Source organism: Noviluteimonas gilva, from assembly GCF_009740395.1.
In the GTDB taxonomy this organism is placed as follows: domain Bacteria; phylum Pseudomonadota; class Gammaproteobacteria; order Xanthomonadales; family Xanthomonadaceae; genus Noviluteimonas; species Noviluteimonas gilva.
The window spans coordinates 509,019-523,755 of the sequence record NZ_WOXT01000001.1; the positions used below are offsets into that span (position 1 = coordinate 509,019).

Genomic DNA, 14,737 nt, shown 5'->3' on the forward strand with positions numbered 1-14,737 from the left:
GCGTCATGCCCGACACCGACAAGGATCTGATCGCGCTGGAACACCGCTTCTGGCAATCGATGGTCGACGGCGATACCGACACCGCGCTCGGCCTGCTCGCCGAGCCCGCGCTGATGGTCTCCAGCCACGGTTCGATGCAGTTCGACCACGCCGGCTACCGCAAGATGGCCGAAGACCCACGCTTCGCGCTGAAGGCCTTCGACCTGTCGAATACGAAAGTGTTGCGACCGTCCGACGACGTCGCGATCGTCACCTACGAAGTCGACCAGACCACCACCGCGGCCGACCGCGAGGAACGCGTGCGCATGTCCGATTCCAGCACCTGGGTGCGGCGCGACGGCAAATGGCTGTGCGCGATCCACACCGAGACGGCGATGACCGACGCCCCGGCGAAACAGATGCAAGGCCACTAGTGCGCGGCGCGCGGCGCCGTCATTCCGTCGGCGCGCCTTCCTGCAACCAGCGCTGCGTGTCCTGCACGCGGTACTTGCCCGAATCGGTCGCGAGCTGGCGCAGCCAGTTGCCGTGGCCGGCGCCGTAGAGCACGAGCACCCGGTCGCCGGGTTCGGTGCGGCGCACGATGTTGTTGAAGATGGTCAGGTTGCGGCCGTACCAGAGCATGTCCCAGTTCGCGCCGATGGGATCGTCCGCCGTGCCGTACAGGCCGATGCGGAAATAGGCCTGCGCATTCGCACGCAGCCACTCGGGTGAATTCAGGCGCACGAGCATGTCGCCGATCGTGCCCGTGTCGAGCACGCGCTGGTCTTCGTCGTTCACCGCCTTGCCGATCGCGTCGTCCTTCGCGCGCTGCGCCTGCTGGCCGTGGCGTTCGATCGCCTTGGGCCAGTCGACGCTCGCCTCGTCCTTGATCGGGCCCATGTCGTTCCAATCGACCGCGACGACGCCATTCAGTTTTTCATCGCAAGCGATGCGGAAGCCGAGTTGCTCGGTTTCGTTGCGCGTCAACGGCCGCTTGCCGTGGCAGGAGGCGGCGAAGGCCTGGTCCAGCTTCGCCTGCGACGCGACGTCGGCTTCGACCATGATCTTCGTCGGCTTGAAGCGCGCGATGAGGCGCGCGACGTCCGCGATCTCGCGTTGGCGCTTCGCACTGAGCACGTCGTCGGCGCGCGTGTTGTGCACGTCGCGGCCCGGGTTGTTCATGTGGAAACTGCCGACGAACAGGAAATCCGCGTCGGGCTGCGTGTCCGTTGCGGGCGCCGCGATGGCGACGGAGGCGACCAGAACCGTGGCGACGAGCGCCAGCGCAAACCGTCCATTGACTGCACGCATCGATCGAATTCCTTTCTTCGTTGGCGGGGGGGTATCTGGATTCGGATGCGTGGCCCGCCGCCAGCGTTTACACGCGGCTGTTAACGCCGGCGCCCCGTCGCCCGTCAGGGAGGTAAAGGGCGCAATGGAGTGGACGATGGGGCAACGCAAACGATGGCGGTGGGTGCTGGCGACGCTGGCTGCGGTGCCGGTGCTGCTCGTCGGGACCTTCGGTTACGCCGCATGGAACGCGCAGCGCGCGGATTACGGGTGGCGGCCACTGCCTGCCCGGCCGGCCTTCGCGAAGGGCACCGGGCCGACGGTCGCGATCGACCACGGCCACCACAATGCGTCGACGGCAAACTGGTGGGGGCGGTACTGGCCATTCGGACAGTTGCTGCGCGCCGATGGCTATCGCGTTCGGTATTCCGATTCGGTGTTCACGCCCGCGATGTTGGCGAGCACGCAGGTGCTCGTGATCGCCAATGCCTCAGGTGGTGCGAAGCCGCAGTTCCTCGGGATCAATCTGCCTTGGGGCGGCGGGCTGGATCGAAGCGCGCCTGCGTTCTCGTCGCAGGAAATCGATGCGCTGAAAACGTGGGTCGCAAGCGGCGGACGACTGTTGCTGATCGCCGACCATGCGCCCTTCGGCGCGGCGAACGCGGCGCTGGCGGCGGCGTTCGGCGTGCGCATGCATGCCGGGTTCGCCGAAGTGCCGGGCGAGGTGTCGGATCCGCTGCGCTTCACGCGCGACAACGGACGACTGGATCCTGCGCATCCCATCGTGTCGGGCCGCGACGGCGGCGCGCCGGTCACCTGCGTGCAGAGCTTCACCGGCCAATCGCTCGACGGGCCACCCGGCGCATCGATCCTGTTGCGCCTGCCGCGCGGTACCGTGGAAACCGTGGACGATCACGGCACGTTTCGCGAAACCCCGGCCGGCGCCGCGCAGGGCCTGGCGTTCGCGTATGGGCAAGGGCGTGTCGTCGTCCTCGGCGAAGCGGCGATGCTCACCGCGCAGGTCGCCGAGCGCAAGCCGTTCGGCATGCAGTCGCCGGATTGCGACAACGTGGCATTTGCGCGCAACGTGCTGCGTTGGTTGAGTCAGCAGACACCAATTGAACCAGGAGACCACCATGTCGGGCGATGAGCTGGTGATGTTCGCGATACTGGTCGTCGGCATCGTGGCCATCGCCACCGTGCAGATCCTGCGGCGCAGATTGCAGGTGCGGCGCCGCATGGCGCGGGATGCAATGACGCTGCGCCTGGCCGAACGTTTTGGGGATGCGGATGCGTTCGTCGATTTCGCACGCTCGCCCGAAGGGCGCGCGCTGATGGAGAACGAGTACGCACCCGCGGCGATGGCGCACCGCATCCTCGGCCTGCTGCAGTTCGGCATCATCGCGTGCGCGATCGGTGCGGCGTTCCTCGTCAACGGCGTCGCGCCGCCGCCGGGCACCGACATCAACTTCGTGCGCGAAGCCGACAACGCGCGCTGGTGGGGTTGGCTGACGATCGGACTCGGCGTCGGGCTGATGATCGCGAGCGGTGTGAGTGCGTATGTCGCGCGTCGATGGCGCGTGCTGGGCGAATGAATGATGCAGGGCGACGAGGGCTTCGCGTCCTTCTACGCGACGCACCATGCGGCGATCTGGGCGTACCTCGTGCGCCTGGGCGCGCCGCATGCGTTGGCGTCGGACCTCGCGCAGGACACCTTCGTGCGCTGGCTGGAGCGCGACGCCTCGGGATTCGATGGCAACGCGCGCGCCTACCTGTATCGCATCGCGCTGCACCTGTTCATCGATCATGCGCGTCGCAACAAGCGCGAGGTGGCGTGGGATGTGGAAACAGACGTCGCTGCGCCGGCTTCGAGCGACGATGCCATCCCGCAACACGTGTGGACGCGGCTGACGATGCGCGAACGCCAGTTGCTATGGCTGGCGTACGCCGAAGGCTTCACGCACGACGAGATCGCATCGATCACGCAACTGGCGTCCGACAGCATCCGCGTGTTGCTGTCGCGTGCGCGGGCCAGGTTCCAGGGGTTGCAAGAGGGTGGCGGTGATGCATGACGACAAAGACATCGCGGCGTTGTTCGAAGCGGACGCGCGCGGGCTTCGCGCGACTGCGCCGACGCCACCTCCGGCGTGGCGCGTCGTCCAGGCGACGCGCGCACGCGCCGCGCATCGCATGGCCCGCCGATTGCGCTGGACATGGCGCATCGCGACGCTCGTGGTCGTCGCCGCCGCCATTCCGATCGCATTGCACGATCCGCGTGCGCTCCCGGGGCTCGTCGCGCCCCTGCTGCTGGGCGCGCTCGTCTGTTGGCGCGACGAACCGGGTGTCCCCGAACGTTAGAACGCGTGGTCGAACGCCACTTCACCCTGCACGCCGACCTGATAGGCCGACACGCGCCGCTCGAAGAAGTTCGTCACTTCCTGCACGTCCTGCAGATCCATGAAGGGGAACGGGTTGCGCGAGCGATAGCGCGGTGGCATGCCGAGCTGCGCAAGTCGCTGGTCGGCGCAGTACTGCAGGTATTCGCGCATGTCGCGGATCGACAGGCCTGCGACGCCGCCCGACAAGGTGTCTTCGGCGAACGCGACCTCGCACTCCACCGCTTCTTCCATCATCGCGACGACCTGCGCACGGAACTCATCGTCCACCAAATCCGGCTCTTCCTCGCGCGCCGTGCGGAAGACATCGAACGCGAACGCCATGTGCCCGCTTTCATCGCGGAACACCCAGTTCGTGCCCGCGGCCAATCCATGCAGCAGACCGCGCGAACGCAGGTAATACACGTAAGCGAACGCGCCGAAGAAGAACAAGCCTTCGATGCAACCGGCGAAGCACGCAAGGTTCAACAGGAACTGCCGCCGCTGCGCGCGCGTTTCCAGGCGCTGCAGGTCGCTGATCGACGCCATCCACTTGAAGCAGAACGCCGCCTTGCGCTGGATCGACGGAATGTTGTCGACCGCCGCGAATGCGCGCGCGCGCTCGGCGGGATCGGGCAGGTAGGTGTCGAGCAGCGTGAGGTAGAACTGCACGTGCAGCGCTTCCTCGTACAACTGGCGCGAGAGGAACATGCGCGCTTCGGGCGCGTTGATGTGCTGATAGAGATTGAGCACGAGATTGTTGGAGACGATCGAATCGCCAGTGGCGAAAAACGCCACCAGACGTTCGACCAGATGCCGCTCCGCCGGCCCGAACTTGTGCCGCAAATCGTTGAGGTCGAGCGAGAAGTCGACCTCCTCCACCGTCCACGTGTTGCGCACCGCGTTGCGGTACATCTCGTAGAAGTGCGGATAGCGCATCGGGCGCAGGGTGAGCTCGAAGCCCGGGTCGAGCAGCAGGGAACGGGCGGCGCTCATTGGCAGGCCTCGCAGGATTCGGGATTTTCGAGCGAGCAGGCGATGGCCTCAGCCGGCGTCGGCGCGGGACCGACCGTTGTCTTCTGGATCTTGGTCGCCGGACGCGAGCGCAGGTAGTACGTCGTCTTGATGCCCTGCTTCCATGCGTGCATGTACATCGACGACAGCGCGCCGATCGCCGGGCTTTCCATGAACAGATTCAGCGACGCGGATTGATCGATGTATGCCCCGCGCGCGGCCGCCATGTCGATCAGCGCGCGCATCGGCAGTTCCCACGCGGTGCGGTAGATGTCGCGCAAGGTTTCCGGAATCGCGGCGACGCCTTGGATCGAGCCTTCCGCAAGCTTGATCGCATCGCGCATTTCCGGCGTCCACAGGCCGAGCTTCTTCAACTCTTCGGCCAGATAGCGATTCACCTGCAGAAAGTCGCCCGACAGCGTTTCGCGCTTGAACAGGTTGCTGATCTGCGGCTCGACGCATTCGTAGCAGCCGGCGATGGAGGCGATGGTCGCCGTCGGTGCGATGGCGACGAGCAACGAATTGCGCAGGCCGTGCGTCTGGATGCGTTCGCGCAACGCGTCCCATCGGCCGGTGTCTTCCGGCGCAACATTCCACGCATCGAACTGCAACTCGCCGATCGATGCGCGCGTATCGGAGAACGACGGATGCATGCCCCGCTCCACCGCCAGTTCGCAGGAGGTATCGAGCGCGTGGAAGTAGATCGTCTCGGCGATCTTCGTCGACAGAGCGCGCGCAGCTTCGCTATCGAACGGCAGGCGCAGCGCGAAGAACACATCCTGCAGGCCCATGCACCCCAGGCCCACCGGACGCCAACGCAGATTGCCGCGACGCGCGGTTTCGATCGGATAGAAGTTGAGGTCGATCACGCGATCGAGCTGGCGCACGGCCAGGCGCACGGTTTCGGCAAGCTTGTCGAAGTCGAATCCGATCTCGGCGTCGACATGCCGCGCCAAATTGATCGACCCCAGGTTGCACACCGCCGTTTCCTCGGCGGACGTGACTTCCAAAATCTCCGTGCACAGATTCGACAAATGGATGACGTTCTGCGGGCGCAGCGTCTGGTTGCTCGCGCGATTGCACTTGTCCTTGAAGGTCATCCAGCCGTTGCCGGTCTGCGCGAGCGAACGCATCATCCGCGCGTACAACTCGCGGGCGCGGATCGTGCGCGTCGCCTTGCCCTGTGCTTCGGCTTGCTCGTAGGCGCGTTCGAACGCATCGCCATACAGATCCACGAATTCCGGCACCACGCGCGGATCGAACAGCGACCACGGCGCGTCCGCTTCCACGCGACGCATGAACAGGTCGGGCACCCAGTTCGCGATGTTGAGGTTGTGCGTGCGGCGCGCTTCCTCGCCGGTGTTGTCGCGCAGTTCGAGGAATTCCTCGACGTCGGCGTGCCACGGCTCGAGATACACGCAGGCCGCGCCTTTGCGCTTGCCGCCCTGGTTCACGGCGGCGACGGACGCATCGAGCGTCTTCAACCACGGCACGATGCCGTTGGAATGCCCGTTGGTCGACTTGATCAGCGAGCCGCGCGAACGCACGCGCGTGAAGCTCACGCCGATGCCGCCGCTGAATTTCGAGAGCTGCGCGATGTCGCCGTAGCGCTGGTAGATCGATTCCAGCGAATCCTGCGGCGAGTCGAGCAGGAAGCACGAGGACAACTGTTCGTGGTTGGTGCCGCTGTTGAACAGCGTGGGCGATGACGGCAGATAGTCGAGATGCGCCATCGCGCGATACAACGCGAGCGCGCCGGGCACGTCTTCGCCAAGCGCGCAGGCGATGCGCAGGAAGAATTGCTGCGGCGTTTCGATGGCCTTGCGCGTGCGCGGGTGGCGCAACAGGTAACGGTCGTACAGCGTGCGCAGGCCGAAATAGTCGAAGCCCTGGTCGAGCATCGGGTCGATGGCGTCGTTGAGCTTGCGCGCATTGGCCTGCACGAATTCCAGCAGGCGATCGTTGATCAAGCCCACTTCGTGCCCGCGCGCGATGGATTGCGAGAAGGCGTGGATTTCCTGGCCCGCGACTTCCTTCGCGATCACCGCGGAGAGCAAACGCGCGGCCAAACGCCCGTATTCGGGTTCTTCGGCGGTGAGCAACGCGGCGGTGCGGATCGAGAGTTCGTCGAGTTCGCGCGTGGTCGCGCCGTCGTAAAGGCCGGAGATCGTGCGCGTCGCCACGCGCATCGGTTCGACCGCATGCAGGCCTTCGGCCGCGCGCGTCACCGCACGGACGATCTTGTTGAGGTCGACGGCTTCGGACGCCCCATTGCGCTTGGTGACGCACATGGTGGTGGCGGTGGGCGGTGGCGTGAGGTCGAATGCGGGCGCGACGACCGGTTCGGCGAGCGTGTCGTGTGACATGGGTGGCTCCGTGATGGCGCACCGGTGTCGTCGCTCCCTCGGCGATCGACAGTCGGTCGTTGGAACCACACGATGGGAAAGCGGTGTCGCAGCGATCGCGACGCGCACGCGATGAAAAGCGGCGGCCGATGCGGCGTCACCAGCCATCTCCCCCCGGAGATTCCGCGGCCGGCACCGCGCGGCGTGCATCGCGCGGTTGTCGGCAGGTCTTCGGGCTCGTGGACACGGATCGGGCGATGCCCGAACCACCTACTCGTCGCCGCTTCCCGGGACCACCGCCCCAGTGCGTGCGCGACTTCGTTTCCACCTACCGCTGCGGGGCAGCGCCGGATTCGGACCGGCTTCCCTTTTCATCCGCGAACCTGCGCCCGCGGAACCGACGACCACAAGATATCGCGGTTGGCAAAGTTGTCAATCGACGATCTTGGGGTGCGACGGCAAGCGACGGTCGCCGTTACACTCGACCACAGCCGACAAGGAGTCCGCTTGGAGCACCTGCACGCCATCGACCTGCGCCTGCTCTTCGGCGCGCTTCTCATCCTGCTGGGCATCGCCTCGTCGCTGCTCGCGCGTCGCTTTGGCGCTCCCTTGCTCCTCGTGTTCCTGTTGCTCGGCGTCGTGCTGGGCGAAGACGGCCCGGGCGGCATTCGGTATTCGGACCTGGGCTTCACGTATTTCGTCGGCGCGCTCGCGCTTGCGGTGATCCTGTTCGACGGTGGCTTGCGCACGCGCGCGGCGCAGGTGCGCGGCGCCGTCCTGCCGTCGGTCGTGCTCGCGACGGCCGGCGTCGTCATCACCGCCGCGCTCACCGCGGTGGCGGCGGTGTATCTGCTGGACCTGCCATGGCTGGAAGCCTCGCTGCTCGGCGTCGTCGTGTCGTCGACCGACGCGGCCGCGGTGTTCTTCCTGTTGCGCGCAGGCGGCCTGCATCTGGAACGCCGCGTCAATGCGACGCTCGAAGTCGAGTCGGGCAGCAACGATCCGATGGCGATCTTCCTCACGCTCGCGATGACGACCTGGATCGCCGGCACAGGCACGCACGATCCGTGGATGCTCGCGCTGCAACTGGGCTGGGCGATCGGCGCGGGTCTCGTTGCGGGTTATCTCGGCGGGCGTTTGATGGTGTGGACGCTCAACACCTTCGAACTTCCACCGGGGCTGCATCCCTGGCTCGCGCTCTCCGGCGCGGTCGCGTTGTTCTCGGTGACCAACCTCGTCGGCGGCAGCGGTTACCTCGCGGTGTATCTGGCGGGCATCGTCGTCGCGAACCGCCCCATGCGCGCGCGCAGCGAAGTGCTCTCCGTGCAGGATGCGGCGACGTGGTTCGCGCAGTTGGTGATGTTCCTGCTGCTCGGCTTGCTCGTCACGCCGCACAACCTGCTCAAGTTGTTGTGGCCCGCGCTCGGTGTCGCGGCGTTCCTGATGTTCGTCGCGCGACCCGCGGCAGTGATCGCGTGCCTCGCGCCGTTCGGTTATCGCCGACAGGAGATCGCCTTCATCTCGTGGACGGGCTTGCGCGGCGCGGTCGGCATCTTCCTCGCGTCGATCCCGCTGCTCGCGGGCCTGCCGAATGCGACGGTCTATTTCAACGTCGCGTTCGTCGTCGTGTTCGTCTCGCTGGTCGTGCAAGGTTGGTCGCTCGGGCGCGCCGCGCACCTGTTCGAAGTCGCAGTGCCACGCGCGGACCCGAACACGCGTCGCATCCAACTCGACCTCCCCGGCCAGCTCGAATACGACATGGTCGGCTACCGCATCGCCGCGGGCAGCGCGGTGTTGCGCGGCGCCGCCCTGCCTGGCCGCGTGCGCCTGGCGATGATCGTGCGCGAAGGCCGCGTGCTGCTGCCCGACGAAGCCGGCGCGTGGCTCGCGAACGATTACGCGTACGTGCTCGCGCCGACCGGCCAGGCACCGCGCCTGGATTGGCTGTTCGCCGAAGGCAGCATGGCGCGCGTGGCCGAGCAGGATCTGTTCGGCAGCTTCACCTTGCCCGGCGATGCGCCGCTCGGCGAGATCGCGTCGTTCTATGGCCTGCAGATTCCGGCGCGCTTCAACCACGCGACCGCGGCGCAGTTGTTCGATGAGCGATTCGATGAGCAGCCGCAGGTCGGCGATCGGCTCGCGCTCGGGAAAGCGGTTTTGGTCGTGCGGTCGTTGAAGGACGAGCGCGTGGCGCAGGTGGGGTTGAAGTTTGCGGGGGTGGGGGAGCGGCTACTCGGCGGGCGGTGACTTGCGCGGCCAGGCTTTGCGGTTCGGATCGAATTCCGACGTCACCATCTCATCGGATCGAATCCCAAAGCCACACACCGCCAACGGGCCTTCGACGAAATGGGTGAGGCCGAAGGCCTGTTCGAGGTCGACTTCGTTGATCGCGGCCGTGATGTAAGCGCCGAGGCCAAGTTCGATCGCGCTGAGGAACAGCGTCTGCGACAAATGTCCGATGTCGAGGATCGTCACCCGGTAGGCCTTCGGGTGGTTGCGGTACTTCCAGAAGTTGCGTTCGAACCGCGGCGCCAACGCCACGAGGACGTGCGCATCGGCGAACCACTGCTGCCCGCCAACCGCATAGAACGCGAGCTTCGCCAGATCGTCGACGGGCGGCAGCGGTTGCAGCGCGTGGTCGCCGGGGCGGTAGTGATACAGGCCCGGTGCGAGGCCTTCGACGTTCTGCACGATCAGATACGCCTCGGTCGGGTGCATCGCGCCACCGGACGGGCTCGTGCGCTTGATGACTTCGAAGTCGTCGGCGGCCTGTACTTGCCCGCGCGCGCCGAACACGCGCTCGAGTACGTTCGCGAACTGCGCGCGAGGCAATGCGCGCGTGGTGTCGAAGTTGCGGCAGGTACTGCGCAAGTCGAGGAGGTCGTCGAAGCCCGTGTACGCGGCGCGTTCGAGCACGATGCGATCTTCCGACGCGCCGCGATCCAGGAACGTCGGCGGCGGCACGCCATAGGCATTGCGCAAACCCAGCGGCGAATAGAGGCCGGCCTCCTGCACTTCCGCCGCCGCGTCGATGCCTGCCCATCGCGAGGCCGCATGGCTCACCGACGACAGGCCATACCACTGCACGTCGCGAAACCGCGTGTCGGCGTGGTGATTGGACGCGTGTTGCGCGTCGTCGCAGACGATGAGGCCAAGCGCCACCAACGCGGCGATGCACGCCGCGCCATGCGCCTGTTCGAGCGCATCGAAGTCCACCCATGCCGTCGCGCCCAGCGCGCCGGCGACCATCGCCTGTTGCGCGTCGATCGCCACGGGTTCCGACAGATGCGGCGCGTGCGCGAACCAATGCACCTGGTTCACCACGCCGGTGCCGCCGCCCAGTAGATCGTCCAGTTCGAAATGGGCGACTTCCCGCGGCTCCAGCCACAACACCGCACAACGCCTTGCCTTCATTCTCGTGCCCCCGCTCGGAGCGACGACCTTAGAGTTGGCGCGCGGGGCCCGCAAGCGCGGATTTGCGTGTCGCCCGGCGCCACGCGCTTGTGACCGGCGTCGAACAACGGTAGCGTCGCGCACCGGGGGTTTCACTCACACAAGGGGTTTCAAGATGGCGATGAAGAAGGGTGGTCCGACCGAGCCGCTCGACCACAAGGTGGTCAAGACGCTGCTCGACCGACTGTCGACCGACGATGATTTCCGCGACCTGTTCCAGAACGACGCGCATGCCGCGCTCGTCGAAGCAGGCTGGAAGGCCCCGGCTTCGGCCGCGAGCAGCCTCGCGCCCGTCGAGGCGTCGAAGATCTCGGGCGGCAGCTGCCTGATGAAGTCCGGTGCCACGCTGGCGTCGAAGGAAGACATCGCCGCCGCGCGTCCGCAGCTCGAGCGCACGCTGGCCGCGATCGTCAATTTCGACGCACCGCGCGCGCTCTACGCCGACTGAAAATCCGATTCGTTGGATCGAAGGGGCGGGATCAGTGCGATCCCGCCCCTTTTGCTTTCTGGAGATCGCGCGAAAGCGCTTCGGTGCGTTGCGCCAGCGACGGCGGCAGGGTCGCACGCGGCCAGGCGCGCTCGAACTGTTGCAGCGACTGGGCCGCATCCGCGGAGTTGCCGTCCGCGTTCGACAGCTCGGCCATCTCGAGCAGTGCCACGTTGCTGTCGGCCAGGTTGAGCATCGAGGGCAGGTAGTCCAGCCCCATTTCGACGTACGCGCGACCGCGATGGGAGGCGATCCAGCGTGCTTCGGCGCGGGCGGTCGTCGTGTCGTCTGCCGCGCGCGCGGCACGCAACAAGGCGGCGTGTACGGGGAACGAGGTTTCGGCGCGCGCGGCCAACGGCTTGAGTCGCGCGACGGCGAGTGCGGGCTTGTTGGCGAGGCGATCGCGCTCGGCCAGCAATGCTTCCCGCATATCCGTCAGCGGCGGATATCCGGCGATGCCGCTGCCGTCGATCTGCGCCAGCGCGCGGTCGAGCACGGACGCCGAGTCGATTCGCGCGGCCAGATAGCCGACTTGCAGTGAGAGCAGTTGGTCGTACTTCGGGTACGCGGCCTGCAACGCCGCTGCGTTTTCGCGCACGTCGGCCAGGCGCGCCAGCAAACGCTTCTCCATGGCGTCCTTCGACGCTTTTCCTGCGAGCGCATCGAGCGCATCGCTTCGCAGCGACGCGGCACGCCCTGCAACGAGCGGCTCGGCCTTGCCGGCCAGCGTGCTGGCCTCCCGCGCAGCCTCGCCCGCGGCCTTCCAGTCGCCGCGATCGATCGCGAACAGCATCCGGTTGTAGGGCCGCGCGATATCGTCGGTCGCAACGCCGCTGCCCTTGCGCTGCGTCATCATTTCGTCGACGCGTTTCCATTGCCGCTGCGCGGCGAAGGGATAGATCTGGTCGAACATGCGCGTGCGGAAGGCGGGGTTGCTGCCTTCTGCGTCCCGGAAGGCGCGGTCCGCGTCGGAATAGTGCTCCAGGCCCAGCTGCAACATGCCCAGGAGGAACATTGCATGCGCGCGGCGCTCGTACTGCGGGACGGCCGCGGCCTTCGCGTGCGGGATGCTGACGGCGTACTCGTTCGCGTAAAACATCCCGTTCTGCGCCAGCCCGAACTGCGCCAGGTGCGCGTCGGGATAGGTTTCGATCATCTGGCGCCAGCGTTGCAGGAGCGGCGCGACCGGACCGAACAACGCGAGGTTTGCGTCCAGCAGGTACTTCTCGCGCGCACTCAGGTGATCGCGGAGTGTGTTCGCGCGCTCCATCGCACTGCGCGTCGCCGGCAGGTCGCCGAACTTCCCGTGCATCTGGCCGATGGCAAGCCAGCCCAGCGCGAACTTCGGGTCCAGCTCGACGGACTTCTCATAGAACGCCAGCGCATCGCGATCATTGCCTTTCGCACGATTGCGATTGCCCAGCGCATACGCCTTGAGTGCATCGAGGTTCGGCGTGCTCACTTCCGGAAGCGGCGCCGATGTCTGTTCGATCGAGGCCACCGCTTCGCCGAGCTTCTCGCGCAATTCGCTGGTGACCTTGTCGATCGACGTGAGCGTCGACCCCGCCCCCACCCCATCGAACGACTCGGCATACACCGTCGTCTGCGTATGCGGATCGATCACCTCGGCGCTCACGCGCACGCGGCCGCCGACTTCGGCGACGGTCGGCAGGATCACCGCGCGTGCGCCGTCGCGGATCGCGATTTCACTGGCGGTCTCGCGGTCGAGCGTAGTCGCGGGGCCACGTTTCATCAGCGCGAGCGTGTCCCTGACCTTGAGGTCGCTCAGCACGTTGACGTAACGCGATTGCTCCAGGCTGATGCGGAAGGCCTGTTCGAGCGATTCATCGAGCACCGGTTGACCGGTGAGATTGCGCAGATCACCGACGACCACCCAATCGCGTTCGTTGAACGCAATTGCGGGCGTCGGGCGCGCCAGGAACCACGCGCCCGTGGCGAGGCCCGCGACGAGGAAGAGTTCCGCGGCGACCGCCGTCGGGCGACGCCACACGGGAATGTCGCGCCACGCCTTGCCGCCGTTCTGTTTCGGCGCGCGCAGCGGTGCGAATCCCGGTTCGCCGACTTCGAAGACTTCCTGGCCATCGGGCACGCCTTTGAATCGCCAGCGGCCGTGCGATTTCCAGATGAGGTGTTCGCTACGATCGCCGAGTTCGCGCGCAGCACGACGTGCGAGCGGTTCTGCAGTCGCAGACAACAGGATTTGACCCGGGCGCGCGAGCGTCATCAGGCGTCCCGCGAGCGGTTTTGCGAGGCCTTCGACTTCCAGCGGTTTCGCACCCGCTTGCACCGCGGCTTCGCTGTTCTGCCACGTCAGCACTTCGCCGACATGCAAACCCGCGCGCGCTTGCAGCAGGAGTTTGCGATCACGCACCTCGGGGCGATCGCCGAGTTCGCGCAGTCCGCGGGTGTAATCGAGTGCGAAACCGAGACCATCGACCGGGCGTTCGAACAACAACAACAAGCCGTCGCTGCGATCGATCAGGCGACCGCGCCAGCGTTGCTGCAAATCGAGGACGAGTCGATCGTGTGCGCGGAACAACTCCGCGGCCGGTTTGTCGCCGAGGCGTTCGACCAGCAACGTGGAGTCGCACAGGTCGGTCAAAAGCAGGGTGCGGACCTGCGGGCTGCTCGCCGGATCGAAGCCGGCTTGCGCGAAGTCATTCATGCACGATCCTTTGCATCACGCGCCTAGGCCGGCGCGAGCGCGTCGTCCTGCCATTCCACACGGTTGCCACCAAGTCGCTTGGCGCGATAGAGCGCGGCATCGGCGAGGGCGTACCAGTCGTCCCATTCGGTGTCGGGAGTGACCAGGCAGGCGCCGACGCTGAGCGTGGCGATCTGCGGCGGCGAAGGCTGCATCTCGTGCAGGGCATGTGCGGTGGTCGTGATGAACTCGGCGACGCGCATGACGTCGTCGCGATGCTCGCCCTTGATCATCAGGCAGAACTCGTCGCCGCCCAGGCGGCAGGCGATGTCGTCCGGGCCGGCGGCCGAGCGCAGGATGTTGGCGACGCCCTGCAGCACGCGATCGCCGACGAGGTGCCCGTGATCGTCGTTGATGTTCTTGAAGCGGTCGCAGTCGATCAGCAGCAGGCCGCGGCCGGGCTGTTCATCGGTGCGACGGCGCTGTTGCAGATGCAGGTGGAAGCCGCGGCGGTTCGCAAGGCCGGTGAGTTCATCCGTTCGGGTGAGTTCTTCGGTCTGCGTGAGGCGGTGCGTGGTCGCGCGCAGCGTGTCGAGTGCGGTCTGCAGGTCGAGGTTGCGGCGGCGCAGGCGGCCGATGAGGCTTTGTTCGTTCAGCACCACGCGCATGATGGCGCGGCGCAGGAAGTGGGCGAGCAGGCGCGGGTCGCGTTCGACCAGCGTTTCGAATTCCTGCTGGCGCAATTCGACCAGCACGCCCGGGCTCGACACGGTGGCGTCCGCACTGCGTGCGTGGTCGCCGATCAGCAGGCCGAGCTCGCCGAAGAACTCGCGCGCGCCGAGGCGCTTGGCGACGAGGTCGTCGCCGAAGTCGAGATCCACCGAACCTTGCGAGATGACGTACATCGTCGTGCCGAGGTCACCACGGCGAAACAATCGCTCGCCAGGCTCGACGCGACGCTGCTGCCCGATTTGCGCGAACAGCGCGTACTCCTCCGCAGTCAGGGACGCGGCGGGTTCGAGAACTTCGATGTCAGCTCGGCGCCGACGAGGCGCACGGTCGCGATTCACACTTCGATCCCCCGACGTGACCGGCGGCCGAGGATACCACCTGAATGAGTTCATCTCTG

The 14,737-nt window shown here is 66.5% G+C and carries 13 protein-coding genes and 1 riboswitch; of the genes, 7 read left to right on the plus strand and 6 right to left on the minus strand.

What is annotated here, in order from left to right:
* Positions 1-5 precede the first annotated feature (5 nt).
* Positions 6-413, plus strand: a complete 408-nt coding sequence (locus GN331_RS02360) for a nuclear transport factor 2 family protein (RefSeq protein ID WP_156639964.1) — start codon at positions 6-8, stop codon at positions 411-413.
* A 19-nt stretch (positions 414-432) separates the two neighbouring features.
* On the opposite strand, the gene GN331_RS02365 is transcribed toward GN331_RS02360, so the two are convergent.
* Positions 433-1,290: a DUF5694 domain-containing protein gene (locus GN331_RS02365; protein ID WP_156639966.1), complete on the minus strand. Its 858-nt coding sequence runs from the start codon at positions 1,288-1,290 to the stop codon at positions 433-435.
* A 136-nt stretch (positions 1,291-1,426) separates the two neighbouring features.
* On the opposite strand from GN331_RS02365, the gene GN331_RS02370 reads away from it, so the two are divergent.
* The 4 genes from GN331_RS02370 to GN331_RS02385 are packed head-to-tail and all read left to right on the plus strand — an operon-like array spanning position 1,427 to position 3,627.
* The gene (locus GN331_RS02370) at positions 1,427-2,419 is read left to right on the plus strand and encodes a DUF4350 domain-containing protein (protein WP_156639968.1); all 993 of its coding nucleotides are present in this window, start codon (positions 1,427-1,429) and stop codon (positions 2,417-2,419) included.
* Positions 2,406-2,864, plus strand: a complete 459-nt coding sequence (locus GN331_RS02375; RefSeq protein WP_156639970.1) for a hypothetical protein — start codon at positions 2,406-2,408, stop codon at positions 2,862-2,864. Before GN331_RS02370 ends, GN331_RS02375 begins: the two co-directional genes overlap by 14 nt.
* Positions 2,865-3,341, plus strand: a complete 477-nt coding sequence (locus tag GN331_RS02380) for an RNA polymerase sigma factor (RefSeq protein ID WP_156639972.1) — start codon at positions 2,865-2,867, stop codon at positions 3,339-3,341.
* Positions 3,334-3,627 (plus strand): hypothetical protein, encoded by a 294-nt coding sequence (locus GN331_RS02385; RefSeq protein WP_156639974.1) that lies wholly within the window; start codon positions 3,334-3,336, stop codon positions 3,625-3,627. Before GN331_RS02380 ends, GN331_RS02385 begins: the two co-directional genes overlap by 8 nt.
* On the opposite strand, the gene GN331_RS02390 is transcribed toward GN331_RS02385, so the two are convergent.
* On the minus strand, positions 3,624-4,640 hold the full coding sequence (locus tag GN331_RS02390) for a ribonucleotide-diphosphate reductase subunit beta (protein WP_156639976.1): 1,017 nt from the start codon (positions 4,638-4,640) through the stop codon (positions 3,624-3,626). The two genes, GN331_RS02385 and GN331_RS02390, sit on opposite strands and share 4 nt — an antisense overlap.
* Entirely contained in the window at positions 4,637-7,024 is a 2,388-nt protein-coding gene (locus GN331_RS02395; RefSeq protein WP_156639977.1) for a ribonucleoside-diphosphate reductase subunit alpha, read from the minus strand. Before GN331_RS02395 ends, GN331_RS02390 begins: the two co-directional genes overlap by 4 nt.
* Before the next feature lie 184 nt (positions 7,025-7,208).
* Positions 7,209-7,420: riboswitch (cobalamin riboswitch) on the minus strand.
* A gap of 90 nt (positions 7,421-7,510) precedes the next feature.
* On the opposite strand from GN331_RS02395, the gene GN331_RS02400 reads away from it, so the two are divergent.
* Positions 7,511-9,250 (plus strand): potassium/proton antiporter, encoded by a 1,740-nt coding sequence (locus tag GN331_RS02400; protein ID WP_197426973.1) that lies wholly within the window; start codon positions 7,511-7,513, stop codon positions 9,248-9,250.
* On the opposite strand, the gene GN331_RS02405 is transcribed toward GN331_RS02400, so the two are convergent.
* On the minus strand, positions 9,233-10,417 hold the full coding sequence (locus GN331_RS02405) for a putative peptide maturation dehydrogenase (RefSeq protein ID WP_156639981.1): 1,185 nt from the start codon (positions 10,415-10,417) through the stop codon (positions 9,233-9,235). The genes GN331_RS02400 and GN331_RS02405 overlap by 18 nt on opposite strands.
* 154 nt (positions 10,418-10,571) lie before the next feature.
* Between GN331_RS02405 and GN331_RS02410 the strand changes: the two genes are divergently transcribed.
* Positions 10,572-10,904 carry an NHLP-related RiPP peptide gene (locus GN331_RS02410; protein WP_156639983.1) on the plus strand — a complete coding sequence of 111 codons (333 nt, stop codon included), beginning with the start codon at positions 10,572-10,574 and terminating at the stop codon, positions 10,902-10,904.
* A gap of 31 nt (positions 10,905-10,935) precedes the next feature.
* Here the strand turns inward: GN331_RS02410 and GN331_RS02415 are convergent, their stop codons facing one another.
* Positions 10,936-13,629 carry a putative peptide modification system cyclase gene (locus GN331_RS02415; RefSeq protein ID WP_156639985.1) on the minus strand — a complete coding sequence of 898 codons (2,694 nt, stop codon included), beginning with the start codon at positions 13,627-13,629 and terminating at the stop codon, positions 10,936-10,938.
* 23 nt (positions 13,630-13,652) lie between these two features.
* Positions 13,653-14,678, minus strand: a complete 1,026-nt coding sequence (locus GN331_RS02420; RefSeq protein WP_331713335.1) for a GGDEF domain-containing protein — start codon at positions 14,676-14,678, stop codon at positions 13,653-13,655.
* Positions 14,679-14,737: the final 59 nt, after the last annotated feature.

Excerpts from the sequence above, each read along its gene's own strand:
- GN331_RS02360 (WP_156639964.1), top strand. The coding sequence starts at position 6 with ATGCCCGACACCGACAAGGATCTGATCGCGCTGGAACACCGCTTCTGG.
- GN331_RS02365 (WP_156639966.1), bottom strand. The coding sequence starts at position 1,290 with ATGCGTGCAGTCAATGGACGGTTTGCGCTGGCGCTCGTCGCCACGGTT.
- GN331_RS02370 (WP_156639968.1), top strand. The coding sequence starts at position 1,427 with ATGGGGCAACGCAAACGATGGCGGTGGGTGCTGGCGACGCTGGCTGCG.
- GN331_RS02375 (WP_156639970.1), top strand. The coding sequence starts at position 2,406 with ATGTCGGGCGATGAGCTGGTGATGTTCGCGATACTGGTCGTCGGCATC.
- GN331_RS02380 (WP_156639972.1), top strand. The coding sequence starts at position 2,865 with ATGATGCAGGGCGACGAGGGCTTCGCGTCCTTCTACGCGACGCACCAT.
- GN331_RS02385 (WP_156639974.1), top strand. The coding sequence starts at position 3,334 with ATGCATGACGACAAAGACATCGCGGCGTTGTTCGAAGCGGACGCGCGC.
- GN331_RS02390 (WP_156639976.1), bottom strand. The coding sequence starts at position 4,640 with ATGAGCGCCGCCCGTTCCCTGCTGCTCGACCCGGGCTTCGAGCTCACC.
- GN331_RS02395 (WP_156639977.1), bottom strand. The coding sequence starts at position 7,024 with ATGTCACACGACACGCTCGCCGAACCGGTCGTCGCGCCCGCATTCGAC.
- GN331_RS02405 (WP_156639981.1), bottom strand. The coding sequence starts at position 10,417 with ATGAAGGCAAGGCGTTGTGCGGTGTTGTGGCTGGAGCCGCGGGAAGTC.
- GN331_RS02410 (WP_156639983.1), top strand. The coding sequence starts at position 10,572 with ATGGCGATGAAGAAGGGTGGTCCGACCGAGCCGCTCGACCACAAGGTG.
- GN331_RS02415 (WP_156639985.1), bottom strand. The coding sequence starts at position 13,629 with ATGAATGACTTCGCGCAAGCCGGCTTCGATCCGGCGAGCAGCCCGCAG.